Source organism: Myroides odoratus (genome assembly GCF_965118575.1).
In the GTDB taxonomy this organism is placed as follows: domain Bacteria; phylum Bacteroidota; class Bacteroidia; order Flavobacteriales; family Flavobacteriaceae; genus Flavobacterium; species Flavobacterium odoratum_B.
The window spans coordinates 1-20311 of the sequence record NZ_CBCPHW010000005.1; the positions used below are offsets into that span (position 1 = coordinate 1).

Genomic DNA, 20311 nt, shown 5'->3' on the forward strand with positions numbered 1-20311 from the left:
TTTGCTTTTTTACCAGTAAGTTCTCTGAAGTAGAAAATACGAGCTCTACGAACTTTACCTCTTTGATTTAATTCGATTTTTTCTAAAGCAGGCATATTGACTGGGAAGATACGCTCTACACCAACGTTACCAGACATTTTACGGATAGTAAAAGTCTCAGTAGCACCTGAACCTCTTCTTTGGATAACTACTCCTTTAAAGAACTGAGTTCTTTTTTTGTCACCCTCTTTAATTTCGTAGTACACAGTAATTGTGTCTCCCGCTTTAAATGCTGGGAAGTCTTTTTTTGCAACTAATTCGTCTTGAACGAATTTCATTAAATCTGCCATTTCTGAAAAAAATAATTAATTAATTTAAACCAACATACACGGACCTCGCCAGAGGTTAGTCTAAAACGAGTGCAAATATATGAAAATCCAATAAAATAATCCTAATTTTTAGGCTAAATAATTGGGTTGAGGTTTATTCTTATACCTTATTAGGTAAGATACCTCTTCTTTTTCTAAATAAAAGGTAGGGGAGAATAATGTATTTAAAGAGAGTGAGTTAGGGTATTTTTATTTCTTATCCTCTAAAAGATCAGGTCTTCGATTTTTTGTATGCTCGTAGGCCATGTCTTCTCTCCATTTATCTATGACAGCAAAATTCCCACTTAATAAAACATCTGGAACTTTCCATCCTTTATATTCAGAAGGTCTAGTATAAATAGGCGGAGCTAATAAATTATCCTGAAAACTATCCGTTAAGGCAGAGGTTTCGTCATTTAGAACACCCGGTATTAAACGAATCAAGGTATCACATAAAATAGCGGCTCCTAATTCACCACCCGATAAGACATAATCACCAATAGAAATTTCTTTTGTAATAAAGTGATCTCGAACGCGTTGATCCACTCCTTTATAGTGACCACATAAAATAATAATGTTCTTTAAAAGAGACATAGTATTAGCCATAGATTGATTTAAGGTTTCCCCATCCGGTGACATATAAATAATTTCATCATATTCCCGTTCTTCTTTCAATGCACTAATGCATCGATCAATAGGTTCAATGCTCATAACCATTCCTGCACCTCCACCAAATTGATAATCGTCCACATTTTTGTGCTTGTTCGTACTATAATCGCGTAAATTGTGAAAGTGTACTTCAACAATACCCTTAGAAATAGCTCGCTTTAAGATAGAAGCTTGAAAAGGACTTTCGATTAATTCCGGAACAACAGAAATGATATCTATACGCATCTTTTAAAATTTTTCACAAAGGTACAATCCAATTTTATACAATCCAATTGTTTATCTCTTTGGATTAGGAATTGAAAAAAAGGATGTTATCTTGTGTGAAAAAAGGAGGATAATTATTCATTTATTGTAGAAATTATACCTTTTACAAGAATAAAATAAAGGAGATGTTTTAAATTTGCATCTATGAGTTTATCTAAAGGAAATGTTTGGTTTATGGCTACAGTTACGGGGTTAATTGTAGCTAATTTGTATTATTGTCAACCATTAATTCCATTGATTGCTGAGGAGTTTAAGGTTTCAGAAGCTTCTGCGGGAACCTTAACCTATTTAACCCAAGCAGGTTATGCAGTAGGTATGTTTTTGATGATTCCTTTAGGGGATCTATTGGAACGAAAAAAACAAATCATTTGGACTACAGTGTTTGCATGTGTCGCGTTGAGCTTAACGGCAAGCGTGACTAATTTCTTTTGGTTGCAAGTCATTAGTTTTATACTTGGAGCTACTTCAATTGTACCTCAATTAGTTTTGCCAATGGCGGCTAGCTTGGCTTCTGAAGAGCAAAGAGGAAAAGTAATAGGAACAGTAGTTAGTGGTTTATTACTAGGGATTTTATTTTCTCGAACACTGAGTGGAATTGTCGGCATGTGGTTGGGGTGGCGTGGTATGTTTTGGATTGCAACGGCAATAGGACTTTTACTCGTGATTATGATTCAATTTAGACTTCCCTTAAACAAACCAACCTACCAAGGAACAATCTCCAGTTTGTATGCTTCTTTATTTCGCTTGATTAAAGAACAACCTGTTTTAAGAGAAGCTACTTGGATTACAAGCTTGGCATTTGCCCAATTTGGTGCTTTTTGGACAACGATGGTTTTGCTTTTGCACAATCAACCTTTTGGTTATGATAGTGCTTGGATTGGTTCTTTCGGACTTATTGGTGCTTGTGGGGCTTTTGCAGCCCCTTTAGTAGGTAAAATCGGTGGAGCAGGCGGTGCTCAAAAATTAATTTTATATGGCATAGGCATGACATTTTTGAGTTTTGTTGTTTTTGCTTTGTCGTCAACTTCTATTGTAGGAATAATTATAGGTATAATCTTAATAGATTTGGGATTACAAACGATTCATGTATCTAATCAAACCCGAATTTACTCCCTGTTACCAGAGGCGCGCAACCGATTAAATACTGTCTATATGTCATTTAGTTTCTTAGGAACAGCATTTGGCTCGGCTTTTGGTTTATATTTGTGGAAATATTTGGGTTGGGTAGGTGTCTGTTTAGGTGGCATGGTCTTAGCCTTTTTGTCATTCTTGATTTACCTGCGCACAAAGAAAAAAAATAGTAAAAATTAATAACTTAAGAATAATGGAAAACGGTATTTACGCAAAATTTAATACGTCAAAAGGCGAAATATTAGTTAAATTAACTGAGGATAAAACTCCTGGAACTGTAGGAAACTTCGTGGCTTTAGCAGAAGGTAATTTAGAAAATAAAGCACGTCCTCAGGGAACACCTTATTATGATGGACTAAAGTTTCATAGAGTTATACCTGATTTTATGGTTCAAGGAGGCTGTCCACAAGGGATTGGTTCAGGAGGTCCTGGATATACGTTTGATGATGAATTCGATTCAAGCTTGAAACACGATGGTCCTGGTGTATTGTCAATGGCAAACGCAGGTCCTGCAACAAATGGATCGCAATTCTTTATTACCCATGTTGCTACCCCTTGGTTAGATGGAAAGCACACTGTTTTTGGTCGCGTAATTAACGGTCAAGATATTGTAGATGAAATTGCTCAAGACGATGTGCTTGAGTCTATCGAAATTGTAAGAGTAGGAGAAGAGGCTCAAAAATGGAATGCAGTAGAAGCATTTAGAGTTTTTGAAGGTGCAAGAGAAAGAAGAGTTACAGAACAAAAAGCAGCGGCAGAAGAAGCTTTAGAAAAAGTAGCAGCTGGTTTTGAGCGTACAGAAAGTGGCTTGCGTTATCAAATGATTGTTAATGGATCTGGGAAACAAGCTGAAAAAGGAAAAACAGTAGCAGTTCATTACAAAGGAGCATTGGAAAATGGAACGGAGTTTGACAACTCATACAAACGTAAAAAACCAATTGAATTTCCTTTAGGTCTTGGCCATGTGATTGAAGGGTGGGATGAAGGAATCGCTCTTTTAAGAGTTGGCGATAAAGCTCGTTTTGTTATTCCATCGTATTTAGGTTATGGAGAGGCTGGTGCTGGAGGTGTTATTCCTCCCAATGCAATTCTAGTTTTCGATGTTGAATTAATGGACGTTAAGTAATATAAATAAAACTCCCACTCTTAGTTAAGTTTGGGAGTTTTTTGTCAAATGCTAGTTTATTTTTTATGAAAGAGGAAATTGAGGCTTGCCATGAAAGAATAAAAAAATATGTACACCATACGCCTATCATGGAGTCGGGACATATTGAAAACTTTTTAGGAAGTGATTTGTATTTTAAATGTGAGAATTTTCAACGAGCAGGAGCCTTTAAAATGCGAGGGGCTATCTACGCTATTCTGCATTTAACAGAGGCACAAAAGGAGAAGGGTGTTGTTACACATTCTTCAGGCAATTTTGCACAAGCTTTAGCGCTTGCTGCTCGCACTTTTGATGTCAAATGTTATATTGTTATGCCCTTTAATGCACCTAATGTAAAAAGAGATGCCGTAGGGATGTATGGAGGTGAAATCGTAGAGTGCGCTCCAACCATGGAGTCTAGAGAAAGGGTGTGTAATCAAGTTATTGATGAAACAGGCGCAACATTTATTCACCCCTCTAATGAAATGCATGTCATTCTTGGAAACAGTACCGCAGCAAAAGAACTCTTGGAAATTCAGCCTGATTTGGATATTTTAATTGTTCCAGTAGGGGGTGGAGGACTCTTAGCAGGGACAATTCTGGCAGCTCAAACGTTTGGTAAAAAGGGAATAGAAGTATATGCAGGTGAACCTTATGAAGTAGATGATGCCTTTCGCTCTTTAGAATCTGGTAAAATAGAGAGTAATGTAGCAGTAAATACAATCGCTGATGGATTGTGTACCCAATTAGGGAATGTTAATTTTCCAATTATTAAAGAAGGCACAAAGGCAATTATTCGCGTTCGTGAAAATGAAATAATTAGTGCCATGCGATTAATTTGGCAACGCATGAAAATTATCGTAGAACCAAGTAGTGCTGTTGCTCTAGCCGTTTTGATTAAAGAACGCCCTTTATTTCAGGGAAAAAAAGTAGGTATTATTTTATCTGGAGGAAATGTGGATTTAGATAATTTACCTTTTTAATAGGGATTCTGAGGTTTAGTCTGGTACTAAACCTTTTTTGATTCACCAAATAGCTGGTCGTAGGTATTGACGTATTTTTTCTTTAATCGTTGCTTCGTTTTCTTTACAGCTTCAATGGTAATACCTAATATATTAGCCGTTTCTTGGTTGGTTAAATTTAATTTCTGCAATAAGATAACCCGAAGGTTAGAATCCGTTAATTCTGGAAATTGATGCATTAAATTAGTGTAGTAATCACTTTGTTCAGTCTGAAAGGTTTTTTTGAATACAAGCCAACTTTCATCGGTCATTAAGTGAGACGAAATGGTCTGTTCTAATTTCATTCGCTCAGCTTGTGACTTTGTGCTAGTAGAATCTTTTAATTTATTTAATTCTATTTCCAGAATGTTGATTTGCTTGGTCTTATCGGCTAAGTACTCTTTGTAAGAGTCCAAAGAGAGACTGGTATCTTGCCAGCGCTTTTCGGATTCAGCCATTTCTTTCTCAATTTTTAAAATATTTGATTCATATAAGAAAGCTTGTTTTGATAGTTGTTTTTTATATATTCTATACACAAAAACCAAGACACAACCCAATGAAAAAGAAAGGGATATAAATAATAAACGTTGATAATTTATTTTTTCATAATGATACCGTTGGGATTCAAGTTGTAAATTAATAAGCTCAATTTCTGCATCCCAGTTGATTTGATCAATAGCCTTTTGACCTTCGGTTTCACTAATGTATTCATTTAATGTCGTCAAATTTCTTCGATACAGCAATTCTCTTTTCTCATCTTTTTCAACAATCGAAATCTCTAAAAGCAATTTCATAATGTCATATTCAAAACCTTTTACATAATTGAGCGTTTGCGCATAGGAAAAGGCTTCTAACGCTGTTTTCTTAGCATTGTCGATGTCATTTTTATCCCAATAAACTTGCGCAAGAGACAACAGCGCAAACATTGTGTTTTTTTTATCGTCTATTTTTTTTGACAAGGAGATATCTTCCTCTAAATAGCTAATCGCCTTTTCCCAATTTTGTTTGTTGTTTTCTATGATGGCTAAATCTCCTAATATTTTAGCATAGCGCAAGAAATCACTTTGACTTTCAGCTAGGTTTTTGGCTTGTATTAAATAGGGATAGGCCAAGGCTTCTTGTTTATCTTTAATCGCAAAGTTGCCAATAGCATTTAATAAACTGGTGTAGTTTATATTGTCTTTTGTTGTGAGTTGGAGTGCTTTTGTTAAATAGGTTATCCCCTGTTTATATTGGCCAATTGTACCATAGAAATAGCCTATTTTCCTGTAGATATCTGTGGCTTGAATGGTTATTTCTTCTGGGTGATTGTCTAAAATGTAGGCAACCTCGCTGTAATAATTAGCCGATTCTACATAATGATTGTAGGTATAATAGTAAAAGCCAATTTGTGTGTGAACCCAGTGCGTTAGATCGGGGAAATCGACAATTTTTAATTGGGTTTCGACCTCCCGAAAAAGCAAGGTAGTTTGTTCGTTAAAAGCGCCAAGTTCATTCGCCTTAATTTGAGCTCGTTTAACTTTTGAAATGATAGATATAATAGACTTATTAAGTCCGTATTCTTTGGTTGATTTGTCATTGAGAACTTCTTCTAGTTTGACGATATCCTCTACTTTATTTAATTCTGTAAGTAATAGGTTAATATGAGTAGAAGTACGTTCTGTCGTTTTGGAACAGGAAATGAAAATAAAAAGAAGTAGAAAGTAACTAATTTTTTGCATAAATACTTTTTTACATTAAATAATTTAGGAGTAAAAGTTAAAATTTTACATGTCCACCCCTTTGTCCACCCGAATGTCCACCCCAAAGATAGTTTATTTTTAACAAAATGTTATATTTTGCTTAAGTTTTTGTAAGGCATTTGTTTCAGATGAGATGCTTGCTGATAAAAAACAATTAATCAATTTATACTTTATTTACTTTACTAGAACTATGAAACAAAAATTACTTCTAACCTGGCTGTTTTTACTCAGCTTTTCACTGTCTATGTTATCCCAGATTCAGATTGGATCTGGAAATTTGAGCAGTGAGTACATACCTATTAACGCCCGTTTTGATTATGCAATGAGTCAACAGATTGTTTTAAAATCTGAGTATAATGAGGGGGAAGGAGTTGCAGGAAATATTACAAAAGTCAAATGGTTTGTTAATTCTTTTTCCCCAAATAGTACAGATTGGAATTTATGGGATGTATATATAGGACATACAACTAAAACTAGTTTTTCAGGAAGTTCTGATTTTGTAGCTTTAACTGAATCTACTCTAGTTTTTAGTGGAACCATAAATCCAACAGCAGGACAATGGATGGAAGTGGTTTTAACAACTCCATTTAATTATGATGGTTTAAGTAACTTAATCGTTACAGTGGTCGAAAAGAAACTCGGATTTACTTCAATTGCAGGAAAACCTTTCTTTAAAGCGTATACTGCTACAGATAGAGGATTATATGCGTATCAAGATAGCAGAGTAATTAATACAACGGATTTAACACAGAATGGAGGTAAAACGAGAACGAGTACGGTTGCCCAATTACAATTTGAAGGACAAATGAGTGCCTGTCTTAGACCATCAAATTTACTGGTAAACTCAATTGAATCCGTACAGGCAACAGCTGCTTGGACCGTTAATGCAACGAACGCTACTGCTCAAAGTTACGAGTTGCGCACGGATACCAATGTAGGAACCACAGAAGGACGAATCGCTACCGGAACATTGGGTGCAACTGCATCCAGTTTTGCATTAACTAGTTTATTGCCCGATACCGTTTACTATTTTTATGTAAGAAGTGTATGTGGAGCTAATGACTCAAGTTTTTGGCAAGAGGTTCGTTTTAGAACTACTTGCGCAGCAACTGCCATTCCTTATACAGTGAGTTTAGATGATATAACAACCCCTAATGTACCTTTCTGTTTACTTGTTGAGGATACAAATAATGATGGCAAAAAGTGGATTACCTATGCAAAACCTACTAATTCTGGTTTTTCGGATGCGAAAGTAATGGGATACCCATATCACTCCACTAATGTTGCGAATGATTGGGTTTTTACCCAAGGACTTAATTTAGTTGCAGGACAGAGTTACCGTATTTCATTTAAGTATAGAGATAGTGGTTCAGCCGAAAAATTGAGAGTGAGTTATGGAGCACTAGCGGTAAGTACAGCAATGACAACCGAATTGTTTACCATTACTACGGGAACTACTCAAGAAACCATTGATAAAACAATAGATTTTACGCCTACAACAACAGGTATTTATTATATTGGTTTTCAGGCTTTTTCAGATCGAAATAAAAATATTCTTTATGTCGGTGATGTTAAAGTAGAAACAACGCCAACGTGTTTTGTTCCAAGAAATTTAGTGGTGAACACCAATGCGATAACACCAAATTCAGTTGATTTTAGTTGGTCAGTGCCAGAAATTGCCCCTGTGAATGGTTATACCTATGAGATTCGCACTGCGGCTAATCCAGGTGATCCAATAGGATTAGTTACGCAAGGAAACATAGTTGCAGGGCAGTTAACGGCTGCGGTAAACGGACTAATACCAAGTACAGAATATACGATTTATGTCAAATCTGTTTGTGCAGCGGGTGATACCAGTATTTGGACACCAGGTAAAAAGTTTACCACCTTGTGTGATCCTCCAGTGTTAACGAGTACTACAAATGGTATAGCGTGTGGATTTGGAGAGGTAACTTTGCAAGCCCTATATAATAAAGGGATCGTAAGATGGTATCAAACACAAACAAGTTCAACTCTTTTAGGTACAGGTAATACGTTTGTTACTCCGGAAATTAATGAAACAAAGTCGTATTGGGTAGATTCAACTTCTGAGCTAGTACAAAGAAATGTTGGGAAAGTTATTCCAGCTACTAATTCTACTTTTGAAGATACTAATGCTGGAATTGTATTTAATATTTTTGAAAATATAACCCTAACGGGCGCGGATATCTACGCTACAGTAAATGGAGTAATAAATGTAAAAATTACAAATAGTGCAGGTACGGAACTTTATTCTACGGGTGATGTTACTATTCTAGCTAATGGTATTACTACCCCAACTAGGGTTCCTATGAACTTTAAGATAACACCTGGTACGGGGTATCGCATGCTAATTAAAACGTATTCAGGAGGAGTTAAATTAGTTAGGGAATCTTCGAATGTTTCGTTTCCATATTTAAGTACTGATAATGCAATTACACTTACAGGAGGGTATTATTCAGGTGCAAGTAGTTCTTATTATTATTTCTATAATATAGGATATGAAAAAGGTTGTACAACGGCTCGTACAGAAGTTATTGCAACGGTAAATGAAGCACCAGCTCTTACTTTATCATCAAATGCTTTAACCATTTGTCAAGGGCAAAATAGCACAGCAGTAACACTAACAGCAGGTGCGACGGATTATGATACCTATCAATGGATACCTGCAACAGGCGTTTCTGGTACTGCTACAACAGGTTGGGTTTTTTCTCCAGCCGAAACCACAGAATATACCTTATTGGCCACGCAATCGAATGGACTTTGTAAGGTAAGACAAAAAGTAAATATTGTAGTAAATGCAATTCCAACTCTTGTATTGCAAGCAGAACAGGTAGAAGTTTGTTTAGGATCGGTGCAAGAATTAAAAGCGACCAATATAACATTGCCAAGTACAGGTTCTGAAGCAATTTTTGGGACAGGAACACAAAGAGTAGGTACAACCTCTTATCCTAATACACTTAGTGCCTATTATGGAGGAGTGAAGCATCAGTTGTTGTATACCAAAGAGGAGTTATTAGCCAAGGGACTGATTGGAGGTAGTCAAATTAGTTCACTTGCTTTTGAATTGGGAGATATGGTTACAAAAGAATGCAAGGATTTTACAATTCGCATAGGTAGTACAACGCGTACTGTTATGACCACTGGTTTTGTACCTTCGACTTCTTTAACGACTGTTTATAGTCGTTCTTTTACACCTTCAACGACGGGGTATGTATTATTTGCATTTACAACTGCGTATACTTGGGATGGAGAAAGTAATTTAATTATTGAAACCGTACATAATGCGGGTAATGGAGGTAATGGAGATGGTACAACAAACCGTTATACAACAACAACGTTCCCAAGTGTTTATTATGGAGCAAAGGATAGCGTTACCCCTGCAGGCGTAGTGAGTTTTGATGCCTTAGAAACATATAGTACAAGTGGTTCTTCAGCTAATCGACCGAATATTAAATTTGGTTATTCAACTCCATTTGAACTTAGTTGGGCTCCTTTAACAGGACTCTATCAAGATCAAGAAGGAACCATTCCTTATACGGGTGATTCACGTTCTACAGTTTATGTAAAACCAATAGAATCTACTAGTTATACAGCAACAATGAAAAACACGGTAACCTTATGTACAACAGCTAAAGAAGTAGCAGTAGAAGTAGTACGTGTGGGGACTTTTACAATTGAAGCTCAAGCATTTTGTGATGCAGTAAATGTGGAAGATATTGCAATAGCTATTACAGGTGATGGACAAGCTAAATGGTATACATCAATAACAGGCACAATGGTGATTGCGAATATTACTCAAACTGGAACGTATTATGTTGAATTAGTTAATGGAATTTGTAAAACTGAACGCCAAGCCGTTCAAATAGAAGTTATACATCCCGTTGTACCCGTTGCAGAAGCGAATCAATCGCTATGTGAAGAGACAACACTAGCGGATTTAGTAGTGGAGATAGAAACCGGATTTGAGCGTCGTTGGTATGCCTCAGAAACAGCTACTACAACTTTACCAGCAACCACTGTTTTAACTAATGAGAGTACTTATTATGTGTCGAGTTACTATCCTTTAGTAGGTTGTGAATCGAATCGAGTAGCTATTACGGCTCATTTATCTCGTACACCAGCTCCTCAAGCACAGGAATTGCAGAAATTCTGTTTAATTAACACCCCTACTATTGCTAGTTTAGCAGTAACTGGAGCAGCTGTTAAGTGGTATAATGCACCAGAAGGAGGTACGGTATATCTTGCATCAACTCCTTTGCAAGATGGGCAAGCTTATTACGCGACTCAAACATTGAATAATTGCGAAAGTGATACTAGAACTTTAGTTAATGTTATTGTTGAAGATATATTGCAAAAACCAATTGTTTCTGCCAATGTGATTAATTACACCTATGGTGATATAGCAACTGTTTTAGAAGCTAGCCTTACAACAGGAGATGAATTAGTATGGTATTTAGGCAATACAGGAGAAGGTAGTATAAATGCACCAACTCCTTTAACTAATGCTATAGGAACAACCAGTTATTGGGTAAGTCAAAGAATTATAAATGGATGTGAAAGTGAGCGTGTTGAAATTAAAGTACACGTAACGCCAGCTGTATTGAACGTTGTAGCAACTGCTCAACAAACGAAAGTATATGGGAATGCAAATACAGCACTAACTTATACAGTTGATGGATTTAAATTTGCAGATACCACAACCGTTTTAAGCGGTAGTTTAGCAAGAGAAACAGGTGAAAATGTTGGGGCGTATGCAATCGAATTGGGTACGTTAGCAGCAGCAAATTATACGTTAGCTTTTACCTCTGCTACTTTTACAATTACTCCAGCAGAATTAAGGATCAATGCTAACAATTTAGCTAAAGTATATGGCGATGCAGAACCTGCTTTAACCTATACCGTTGAAGGATATAAATTGACCGATAATGCCTCTATTTTTAGAGGTGGCTTGGTAAGAGAAGTTGGAGAAAATGTGGGGCATTATGCAATTACACAAGGCAACTTAAGTACTCTAAATTATACTATTAATTTTACGGCAGGAATTTTTAACATTACTCCTGCAGAACTAGTAGTAACTACAAGTGAAGTAACAAAAGTGTATGGAGATATAGATCCAACTTTAACCTATACAGTGGACGGTCTGAAAAATAACGATACAAATGCTATTATTTCAGGAGCTTTAACTCGTGAGGTAGGAGAAAATGTAGGTCGTTATCTTTTACAACAAGGAACTTTAGTTGCAACTCCAAACTACCAAGTACGCTATGTATTTGCTACATTATCCATTACGCCAGCCACACTGAGTATTCTTCCATTAGGAAATCAAAATAAGATATATGGTCAAAGCGAACCTATCTTAAACTATACCGCAATCGGATTTAAATTTAATGATACAACAGCTGTAATTAGCGGTTTGTTAGGTAGAGTAGTTGGAGAAGGAGTGCGTACGTATAGATATGCAGTAGGTAGTTTAGTTTCACAGCATGCTAATTATCAATTTGCAGTTGATACTCAAAACACATTTGAAATTAAACCTGCTCCAATTGAAATTATTGTAACATCAAATCAACAGAAATTGTTTGGTACTGCAGATCCTGTTTTCAGATTCACAGTAGAAGGCTTGCAGTTTGATGATCGCAGTGTCAATGCCGTATCGGGTAATTTATCCAGAGTAGCAGGAGAAGCAGTAGGAACGTATCTGATTAATCGAGGTTCTTTGGTAAGCCGAACGAATTATTATATTGCTTCTTTTGTAGCATCAACTTTTGAAATTGTTCGAACTACAGTAAGTAATATTACATTGCCATCTAAAACATTTATTTATGATGGAACAGCAAAAAGTTTAACTATAGAAGGAAATTTAGAGCCAAATGCTAGTGTAACTTATGTGAATAATAGCCAAACGGAAGTAGGAACCTACCTTGTAAAAGCAAGAATTGATTACGGACCTAATTTTGAAATAAAAGAGCTTGAAGCTGAATTAAAAATTGTTAAAGCAGAACAAGTAATTAATTTTGAAAGAGTAGAACCAATAATTTTAGAAGATACACCTTCTTTACAACTCAATGCTAGAGCAAGCTCAGGTCTACCTATTAGCTATACCGTAGAATTTGAAAATCAAGAAAACATATTAACCTTGACTTCAACTGGTTTAGTAACACCTTTAAGCGTAGGTTCTGCTATTATTACAGCTCATCAAGCGGGTAATGGAAATTATTTAGCTGCAGAATCTGTTTTTAGAAAAATAGTTATTAACAGCAACGGGACAGAAATTTTAGAATTACTTGTAGATGGCGTTTCTTATGGTAAAGTTGGAGAGGAAACACATGTTCTATTAGATTGTGCAATGACTCAAACTTCGGTTGCTTTGGATGTTGTTGTTTCGAAGGGAACAAAAGTAAGCCCAAATACGCATATTGTTGTAGATGTAACTGCCTACGGTGTACACAAACAAGAAATCGAAGTGATTTCACAAGATGGAACACAAACCAAAAAATACGTTGTAATTATTGAGAAACGTTTGCCAGCTGAAAATATTATTTATCAAAAATACGAGAATGTATTACTAGTAAATAATAATCCAACTTCAAACGGAGGTTACACTTTTACAAAGTATGAGTGGTATAAAAACAACGAATTGATTGGTACTGATCAAGCTTATTCTGCTGGAGACCAGCTAGGAAATAAATTAGATCCTACAGCAACGTATCACGCTGTTTTAACTCTGAAAAATGGAACAAGGTTAACAACTTGTCCAGTTGGACTAACCTTTGAAAGTGCTGAAAAACTTCAGGTTTATCCAAATCCAGTTCATAAAACACAAGCTCTAAATGTCGTGTTGGATTCTAAAAAAGATTATGAAAACACCTATATTATTTATAATGTATTAGGTCAAGTAATTGCAAAAGGATCGTTCAACGGCAATAGAAAAGAAATGAATTTACCAACTACCATTACTGCAGGATCTTATTTCTTAGTATTGAAATCGGAAGGCAAACACCAATCGGTTCAATTTATAGTAAGAGAATAGTAGTAAGAAGTAGGTTTATTAATTTTAAATAGTTGTCAGGTGGTGGTACTGCTACCACCTGATTTTTAAAACGAATTTTATGAAAAAAATTATATCTATATTAAGCTTGTTTGGTCTGTGTTTGGCTGCTCAAAATGCAACAGCTCAATTCAGTCGTCAGTATTACAATAAACACGAAGTGGGTGTAAGTGTTCAAGCAGGATTTTTGGGAATGCAAAATAGTGTGCCTTATCAAATGAATGCGAATGGTGGATTAGAATTTGGGGGTGGATTGCACTATGATTATTACCTTACACGAAAAATTAGCCTTGGAATTGGAGGGGTTTACAGCATGAATCACGCCAAATATGAGGTTAATCGCCTATACGGTAGCATGGATAAAACAGATTCGGAAGGAGAAAAATTCATCTTCAATTACAAAGCAAGTTCCATGCAAGAAAAGATTACATTAAATCAGTTGAATATCCCTATTACCGTCGCTTATACGATGGATAATAACCTGTATTTCAGGACTGGGGTTCAAGTTGGGTTGAGTATGACTAGTGAAGTGGAAACAACATTTAATCAACTGGAAACAGAAGGATATTTTCCTCAATATGCGGTAATCTTAAAACAACCTGAATTTCAGGGATTTGGTTCATTTGGCTCACTAAAAGAAACAAAGGATATCGAGGTAAATACAAGAATCGCTTGGGTTGGAGAAGTAGGGTATAAATATGAATTAGCCGAAAGACAAAATTTATACATTGGCTTATACTTTGATATAGGCTTAAACGATTTAAAGAAATCAGATCGTGTATCCGAGACTACTTCTCTTCTTGATTACCGTCCTATACCGGAAGAGAATAGAGCGGAAGTAATCCGCAATACAGCGTATGACAATGCGGCGTATAAGCTAAAAACGTATGCTGTGGGAGTTAAATTGAAATATGGTTTTGGTCTATAATTTATTTTTTGTTTTAATTGTTTTTTAAACACTTATTTTATTCTTCTAACACTAGAATGAGTGTTTTTTTAGGGAAAGAGAAAGGTCAGCTGAATTGCTGGCCTTTTTTGATTTATTGCTGGTATTTGTCAATTTTTGTTTGAGGAATAACTCCCTCTATGAATGAGATTGAAAACTTTGGTCTGCACAACTATTTATTTATTTGTTTTAAGTCTGTTTTTAAGGGCAGTTTTGTTTCATTCGTACCTTAGAGGTATATAAGCTTTTTTCGTACTTTTTACAGCGAAATTGGTGTAGAGCTGTTGCTCGTTGATTACTAAGTTTATCTCATTGGTAACAAAATAAAAAGGCCAGCAATTTGCTGGCCTTTTCTATTTAATATTTTTTGTATTTATGCTTTTTTACGAGTATCTAATTCTCCAAAGTACATTTCTTGGAAACTTTTGTTTACTCCGTGATCAACGCGCTTATGGAACGTTCTAGGGTCAATTTCAATTGGTTTTTCATAACCGATTGCACTAATGAATTCTCCTAAAGCTTTCATTGTATTTTTGTGGAAATTGGCTACACGCATTCTCTTGTCTGTGATATCTAATGCTTTGTATAAAGTTTCATCTTGGGTAGCAATACCTACAGGACAGTGACCGCTGTCACACTGTAAAGCTTGGATACAACCTAATGCAAACATCATACCCCTAGCACTATAACAAGCATCAGCACCTAAAGCAACTGTTTTTGCAATGTCAAAGGCAGAAATAATTCTACCTGAAGCTAAAAGTTTTATCTTACCTCTTAATCCGTTTTCAATTAAGGTTTTATTAGCAAATACTAAGGCATCATTTAAGGCCATCCCCATATAGTCAATAAATTCTAATGGAGCAGCTCCTGTACCTCCTTCAGCACCATCAATGGTAATGAAGTCGGGAGTAATCCCAGTTTGTTTCATTGCATCTATGATTGCTAAAAACTCATCTTTACGACCAATACATATTTTAAATCCAACTGGTTTTCCACTCGATAATTTTCTAAGTTTAGCAAGGAAATTTACAAGCTCAATCGGATTGCTAAAAGCACTATGTCCAGATGGTGAATGAACAGTTGTATGTGGAGTAATACTTCTAATTGCAGCAATTTCAACTGTATTTTTCTCAGCAGGTAATAATCCTCCATGCCCAGGTTTTGCACCTTGAGAAAGTTTTAATTCTATCATTTTTACCTCAGGGTAATTGGAACGCTCTTCGAATAAAGATTCACTGAAAAATCCTTTTTCATCACGACATCCAAAATAACCTGTACCAATTTGCCAAATTAAATCTCCTCCAGAACGGTGGTATTGACTAATTCCTCCTTCACCTGTATTATGAGCGAAACCACCAATTTTGGCACCTTCGTTTAAGGCTGTAATTGCTTTTTTACTCAAAGCACCATAACTCATGGCACTAATATTATAGATACTCGCACTATAGGGTTGTTTACATTCTTCACCGCCAATTAGAGTTCTAAAATTGGTGTCCGAAACGTGTTTTGGATATACAGAGTGTGCAGCCCATTCATAACCAATGCGGTTTGGATCATCTTGCATACCAAATGAAACTGTTTGTTTCTCGTTTTTAGCTCTTTGATAAACAATTGATCGCTCACGACGGTTAAATGGTTTTCCATCTAATTCACCTTCCCAAAAATACTGACGCATTTCTGGACGAATCGATTCAAATAAATATCTAAAACGAGCAAATAAAGGATAGTTTTTACGAATTGTATGTCTGCTTTGAACTACATCATAGATTGTTAAATATGTCAGAATTCCGGAGATTACAAGATTAACAATGCTAGCTGTTGATTGATAAAGAACAACGGATGTAATTGAATACAATACATATATAATAACAAATGCAATTGTCAATTGTCCAAATGTAAATCGATTAAAAAACTTTTTGTGAAACATAAATCTAAAATTTAGTGCAATCTTTTTGTTGTCTAGTTTGTAATGTTAATAGTTTAAAAAACAGGTCTAATAGGACATGATTACTCGGTTTTCTACTTAAAAATAAAAAGAAAACAAAACCATTTCTATCGAAGGCAAAGGTAGTAAAGATTTTGAATTTAAAAGATTTTTATAATTATTATTTTACCAAGATTAAGCTATAAAAATGCTAATATGATAATTTTAAAAGAAATGAATGAGTATTTTTTATGTATTTTTATTAATCCATACTTATTCTTCAATCATTGCTCTTTTTTTTTACTATTAAGGTGAATGGATGAGGACTTTTATTGGTATAATTGAATTTTATATATACTGTGTTTTCCACTGATTCGATAGGCAATTAAACAAGCTAAGCATGCGTAGATAAGCACTTCAGTACCAAATAATTCACCGGCCATGCATAAACAAGCAAAAGGGGTTTTAGTAGCCCCTGCAAAAACGGCAACAAAGCCCAAACTTGCCACAAAACTGAGGGGTAATTGGAGATATAAGGCTAAAAAACTACCCAATGTAGCGCCGATAAAAAAGAGTGGAGTTACTTCACCACCTTTAAATCCTGTGCCTAAAGTCACAGCAGTAAAGAGAATTTTAAGTAAAAATATAGCAAAGGGCTGTGAAGTTGAAAAAGAATGGACAATCGTTTCTATTCCCAATCCTAAAAACTGCTGATCTTGGATAAGAAAGCATAAAAGGATAAGGACAATTCCACCCCAAAAAGGGCGGAGCGGAGCATAATTGATGCATGAATGGGATAGATAGGTTACTAGATTAGTAGATTTTACAAATAAAACAGCAGTTAAACCAAATAAAATACCTGCTAAACCAATTTTAAGCAACAGAAGTAGACTTAGAGGAGGCACGGATTCAACCACATAAATGGTGTGTGTGATTCCCCAAGTAAGACAGACATAGTGCGAAATAAAAGCAGTAAGTAAAACAGGGAAAATATAGGTGTATTTCTTGCGACTTACGCCCATTAATTCTAAAGCAAAGAGTGCACCTGCTAGAGGTGTTCCAAATACAGAGGCGAATCCTCCAGAAATTCCCATTAATAAAAGGACTTGACGACCTTTGGGGGTAAGCTTAAAAAGTTGAGTAAATTGATCCGCTAAAGTACCACCTATTTGAATGGCGGTACCTTCTCTACCCGCAGAACCTCCAAATAAGTGCGTTATCCAAGTGCCGAGCAAGACAAAAGGAGCCATTTTAAAAGAGATTTTCTCTATCGGATGATGGTATTCTTGAAGCAATAAGTTATTCCCTTTATTGGCACGTCCTCCAAAATGAAAATAAAGATAACCAATGAGAAAACCTCCAAGAGGTAATCCATATAAAAATGCCGGATTGGCATGACGCAACGTGGTTACATATTCGAGAATAAAAAGAAAAAGCGCGGAAGATGTTCCGATTAGAATACCTAGTACTAAGCTGAGTAAAACCCAAAGAAAAGGGCTAGAACTCGAATAGAAAAGAAACGATTTAATTTTTTTAAAAAGGCCCATAGCGACGTTGTATAGATTATAAAACTATAATTAACAGACGTCATCAGCTACAAGGCGGTTCGAGGCAGACATCATTACCTAGTATGATACTACAAAAGTAAAAAAAAAAGTCCAACTGAAACAGTTGAACTTTATATTATTTATTTTTAAGTCGATTAAATGTCATCAAATTCTACATCTGTAAAATTGTTTACTCCATCCTCATCTTCTTTTTGGTATTCTTTTTTGAAATCTTTTTGGTGTCTTTCAGAAATAACTTCTTCTCCTTTATGGTTTACCACATATTCAGTCATCTCATCTAAAATTTCTTTAAAGGCAGCAAAATCTTCTTTATACAAGTAAATTTTGTGTTTTTTAAAGTGAAATGATCCATCATCTTCTGTGAATTTTTTACTTTCAGTTACGGTTATGTAGTAATCATCAGCCTTGGTAGCTCTTACATCAAAGAAATAAGTTCTTCTACCCGCTCTCAATACTTTTGAGAAAATCTCTTCTTTTTCTAACATTTCGTTATCTCTCATAATCCTTCTATCAATTAATTGATTTGTATATATAGCTTTCAAAAGTCTAAAAAAAATCCTAATAAACCAACTTTTTACCGTATTTCTTTTTCTTTCAATTGTTTTTCATGTAACTCTGAATAATACCCCTCTTGATTAATCAAAATTTCATGTGTTCCTGCTTGAACAATTTTACCTTGATCTAAAACAATAATTTGGTCTGCATTCTTTGCAGAAGATACCCGATGCGTAACAATCAAGGTTGTAATATGCTTGCTGTGTTTTTCCAAATGTTTTAAAATACGCTCTTCGGTTTCTGTATCCACGGCGGATAATGCATCATCCAATACTAAAATAGGAGCATTCTTAATCAAGGCTCTAGCAATAGAAACACGTTGTTTTTGCCCTCCAGAGAGCGTTAAGCCTCGTTCTCCTAAAATCGTCTCGTAACCCTGTTCGAATTGTTCAATGTTGTGATGAACAACCGCTTTTTTTGCTGCGTCAATAATCTCTTCTAAAGTAGCATCTTCTTTTCCAAAGCGGATATTGTTACTGATGGTATCAGAAAATAAAAAGGAATCTTGAGGAACGACAGCTACGTTTTTTCTAAGATCCTTTAAATTACAAGCTTCAATCGGTACACCATCAAAGAGTATTTTTCCCTTATCAATCGTATACATGCGACTGATTAAGGAAAGTAAAGTACTTTTTCCTGATCCGGTTTTTCCTAAAATGGCCAAGGTTTCTCCTTGTTTTAGGGTAAAAGAAACATCTTGTAAAGCAACAATTCCCGTATCTGAATACTGAAATGAAACATGGTCAAATACAATATTGCCTTCTATTTTAGTAGGATTTGGATTGGTATTGTAAATCTCAGGTTGCACATCTAAAAACTCATTGATTCGTTTTTGGGAAGCTTCAGCTTCTTGAATCATAGAAGAAATCCATCCTAAAGAAGCAACAGGCCAAGTCAACATATTGATATATAGAATGAATTGTGCAATTACTCCAATATCGGGTAGTTTTCCATTAAAGTAAAGAAGTGATCCAATGGTGATTACAATTAAATTACTCAAGCCAATTAATAAAATCATCAAAGGGCCAATTAAAGCACCTGTTTTGGCTAATTTTAGGGATTTCTCTTTGCTACTTTGTGATAGCTCTTCAAATTCTTCCACTTTTTTGTTCTCAATGGCATAGGCTTTTATTACGCGCATTCCGGAAAAATTTTCTTGTGTAAACGTAGAGAGAACCGATAAGTTTTGTTGGAAAATTAAGCTTCTTTCGTTGATTTGATTGCTTAATTTGAAGATAAAATAGCCCAATAAAGGCAAAGGTAATAACGAATATAAGGTCAACTGTGGAGAAATGATATACATCTGTGTCAAGACTACAGCAAAGCGAATTAATGTATTGATGGAATACATCACTGCGGGACCTACATATTGACGTACTTTTCCAACATCTTCACTAATCCGATTCATTAAGTCACCTGTACGGTTTTGCTTATAAAAGCTCTGTGTAAGAATTTCATAATGCTTAAAAATATCATTCTTAAGGTCAAACTCAATGTGACGTGACATAACAATTAAGGTTTGACGCATTAAAAAGGTCAAAAAACCAGCAATTAAGGTAGTAACCAATATCCAAAAGATATTCGAGAATAAAAGCTCAGTTACCTTTTCTTTGTCAAAAGCGTTTAACTGCTCCAAAATACGAATGGAATCTCCAACCAATTTTGGCGTATACAAAGTGAAAATCTGTGCAACTATTGTTATAATTACACCAGTTAAAAAATGGTATTTATATTTAAAGAAGTATTTATTTAAGGATTGTAAAGCACGCATAGTTTGTCTGTCTAATCTTGCAAAGTAATAAAAAAAGATGGGGATTAATCAATTTTTAGTAACTTTTAAATGATTTGCAAATATAGACTTTTATTCTTTTTTCATTTGATCAGAAGCGGTTAAAAGTAATTGTCTTCGCTATCTTTTTTCTAGATATTTTTTGGAGAAAAAGACTGATTT

General features: G+C 35.2%; 12 protein-coding genes and 1 riboswitch. Of the genes, 5 read left to right on the forward strand and 7 right to left on the reverse strand.

The window, feature by feature from the left end; all coding sequences use genetic code 11:
- A partial coding sequence (gene rplS, locus ACMHJ2_RS05235; RefSeq protein ID WP_413511910.1) for a 50S ribosomal protein L19 occupies positions 1–329 on the reverse strand: 329 nt, incomplete at its 3' end.
- 228 nt (positions 330–557) lie between these two features.
- Positions 558–1241, reverse strand: coding sequence for a tRNA (guanosine(37)-N1)-methyltransferase TrmD (gene trmD / locus ACMHJ2_RS05240; RefSeq protein ID WP_413511911.1), 684 nt, complete (start codon positions 1239–1241; stop codon positions 558–560).
- 183 nt (positions 1242–1424) lie between these two features.
- Between trmD and ACMHJ2_RS05245 the strand changes: the two genes are divergently transcribed.
- The 3 genes from ACMHJ2_RS05245 to ACMHJ2_RS05255 all read left to right on the forward strand — a co-directional run bounded on the left by ACMHJ2_RS05245 (position 1425) and on the right by ACMHJ2_RS05255 (position 4538).
- Positions 1425–2591: an MFS transporter gene (locus tag ACMHJ2_RS05245; RefSeq protein ID WP_413511912.1), complete on the forward strand. Its 1167-nt coding sequence runs from the start codon at positions 1425–1427 to the stop codon at positions 2589–2591.
- 13 nt (positions 2592–2604) lie between these two features.
- Positions 2605–3537, forward strand: coding sequence for a peptidylprolyl isomerase (locus ACMHJ2_RS05250; protein WP_413511913.1), 933 nt, complete (start codon positions 2605–2607; stop codon positions 3535–3537).
- A gap of 65 nt (positions 3538–3602) precedes the next feature.
- Complete coding sequence (locus ACMHJ2_RS05255; protein ID WP_413511914.1) at positions 3603–4538, forward strand: pyridoxal-phosphate dependent enzyme; 936 nt, start codon at positions 3603–3605, stop codon at positions 4536–4538.
- Between the two features lie 26 nt (positions 4539–4564).
- Here the strand turns inward: ACMHJ2_RS05255 and ACMHJ2_RS05260 are convergent, their stop codons facing one another.
- On the reverse strand, positions 4565–6277 hold the full coding sequence (locus ACMHJ2_RS05260; protein ID WP_413511915.1) for a hypothetical protein: 1713 nt from the start codon (positions 6275–6277) through the stop codon (positions 4565–4567).
- A gap of 211 nt (positions 6278–6488) precedes the next feature.
- On the opposite strand from ACMHJ2_RS05260, the gene ACMHJ2_RS05265 reads away from it, so the two are divergent.
- Both ACMHJ2_RS05265 and ACMHJ2_RS05270 read left to right on the forward strand, forming a co-directional pair.
- The gene (locus tag ACMHJ2_RS05265; RefSeq protein ID WP_413511916.1) at positions 6489–13349 is read left to right on the forward strand and encodes an MBG domain-containing protein; all 6861 of its coding nucleotides are present in this window, start codon (positions 6489–6491) and stop codon (positions 13347–13349) included.
- 79 nt (positions 13350–13428) lie between these two features.
- On the forward strand, positions 13429–14295 hold the full coding sequence (locus ACMHJ2_RS05270) for an outer membrane beta-barrel protein (protein WP_413511917.1): 867 nt from the start codon (positions 13429–13431) through the stop codon (positions 14293–14295).
- A 391-nt stretch (positions 14296–14686) separates the two neighbouring features.
- On the opposite strand, the gene ACMHJ2_RS05275 is transcribed toward ACMHJ2_RS05270, so the two are convergent.
- The 4 genes from ACMHJ2_RS05275 to ACMHJ2_RS05290 form a co-directional block, all read right to left on the reverse strand.
- Positions 14687–16240, reverse strand: a complete 1554-nt coding sequence (locus ACMHJ2_RS05275; protein ID WP_413511918.1) for an FMN-binding glutamate synthase family protein — start codon at positions 16238–16240, stop codon at positions 14687–14689.
- A gap of 326 nt (positions 16241–16566) precedes the next feature.
- Complete coding sequence (locus tag ACMHJ2_RS05280) at positions 16567–17784, reverse strand: chloride channel protein (RefSeq protein WP_413511919.1); 1218 nt, start codon at positions 17782–17784, stop codon at positions 16567–16569.
- A gap of 27 nt (positions 17785–17811) precedes the next feature.
- A riboswitch (Fluoride riboswitch) is annotated at positions 17812–17872 on the reverse strand.
- Positions 17873–17939: 67 nt separating this feature from the next.
- A complete protein-coding gene (locus tag ACMHJ2_RS05285) occupies positions 17940–18305 on the reverse strand; it encodes a PUR family DNA/RNA-binding protein (protein ID WP_413511920.1) in 366 nt (121 codons plus the stop codon).
- A gap of 74 nt (positions 18306–18379) precedes the next feature.
- The gene (locus ACMHJ2_RS05290; protein ID WP_413511921.1) at positions 18380–20131 is read right to left on the reverse strand and encodes an ABC transporter ATP-binding protein; all 1752 of its coding nucleotides are present in this window, start codon (positions 20129–20131) and stop codon (positions 18380–18382) included.
- Positions 20132–20311 lie beyond the last annotated feature (180 nt).

Bases quoted from the DNA above. Each gene is read 5' to 3' on its own strand.
- trmD (WP_413511911.1), bottom strand. From the start codon at position 1,241: ATGCGTATAGATATCATTTCTGTTGTTCCGGAATTAATCGAAAGTCCT.
- ACMHJ2_RS05245 (WP_413511912.1), top strand. From the start codon at position 1,425: ATGAGTTTATCTAAAGGAAATGTTTGGTTTATGGCTACAGTTACGGGG.
- ACMHJ2_RS05250 (WP_413511913.1), top strand. From the start codon at position 2,605: ATGGAAAACGGTATTTACGCAAAATTTAATACGTCAAAAGGCGAAATA.
- ACMHJ2_RS05255 (WP_413511914.1), top strand. From the start codon at position 3,603: ATGAAAGAGGAAATTGAGGCTTGCCATGAAAGAATAAAAAAATATGTA.
- ACMHJ2_RS05260 (WP_413511915.1), bottom strand. From the start codon at position 6,277: ATGCAAAAAATTAGTTACTTTCTACTTCTTTTTATTTTCATTTCCTGT.
- ACMHJ2_RS05265 (WP_413511916.1), top strand. From the start codon at position 6,489: ATGAAACAAAAATTACTTCTAACCTGGCTGTTTTTACTCAGCTTTTCA.
- ACMHJ2_RS05270 (WP_413511917.1), top strand. From the start codon at position 13,429: ATGAAAAAAATTATATCTATATTAAGCTTGTTTGGTCTGTGTTTGGCT.
- ACMHJ2_RS05275 (WP_413511918.1), bottom strand. From the start codon at position 16,240: ATGTTTCACAAAAAGTTTTTTAATCGATTTACATTTGGACAATTGACA.
- ACMHJ2_RS05280 (WP_413511919.1), bottom strand. From the start codon at position 17,784: ATGGGCCTTTTTAAAAAAATTAAATCGTTTCTTTTCTATTCGAGTTCT.
- ACMHJ2_RS05285 (WP_413511920.1), bottom strand. From the start codon at position 18,305: ATGAGAGATAACGAAATGTTAGAAAAAGAAGAGATTTTCTCAAAAGTA.
- ACMHJ2_RS05290 (WP_413511921.1), bottom strand. From the start codon at position 20,131: ATGCGTGCTTTACAATCCTTAAATAAATACTTCTTTAAATATAAATAC.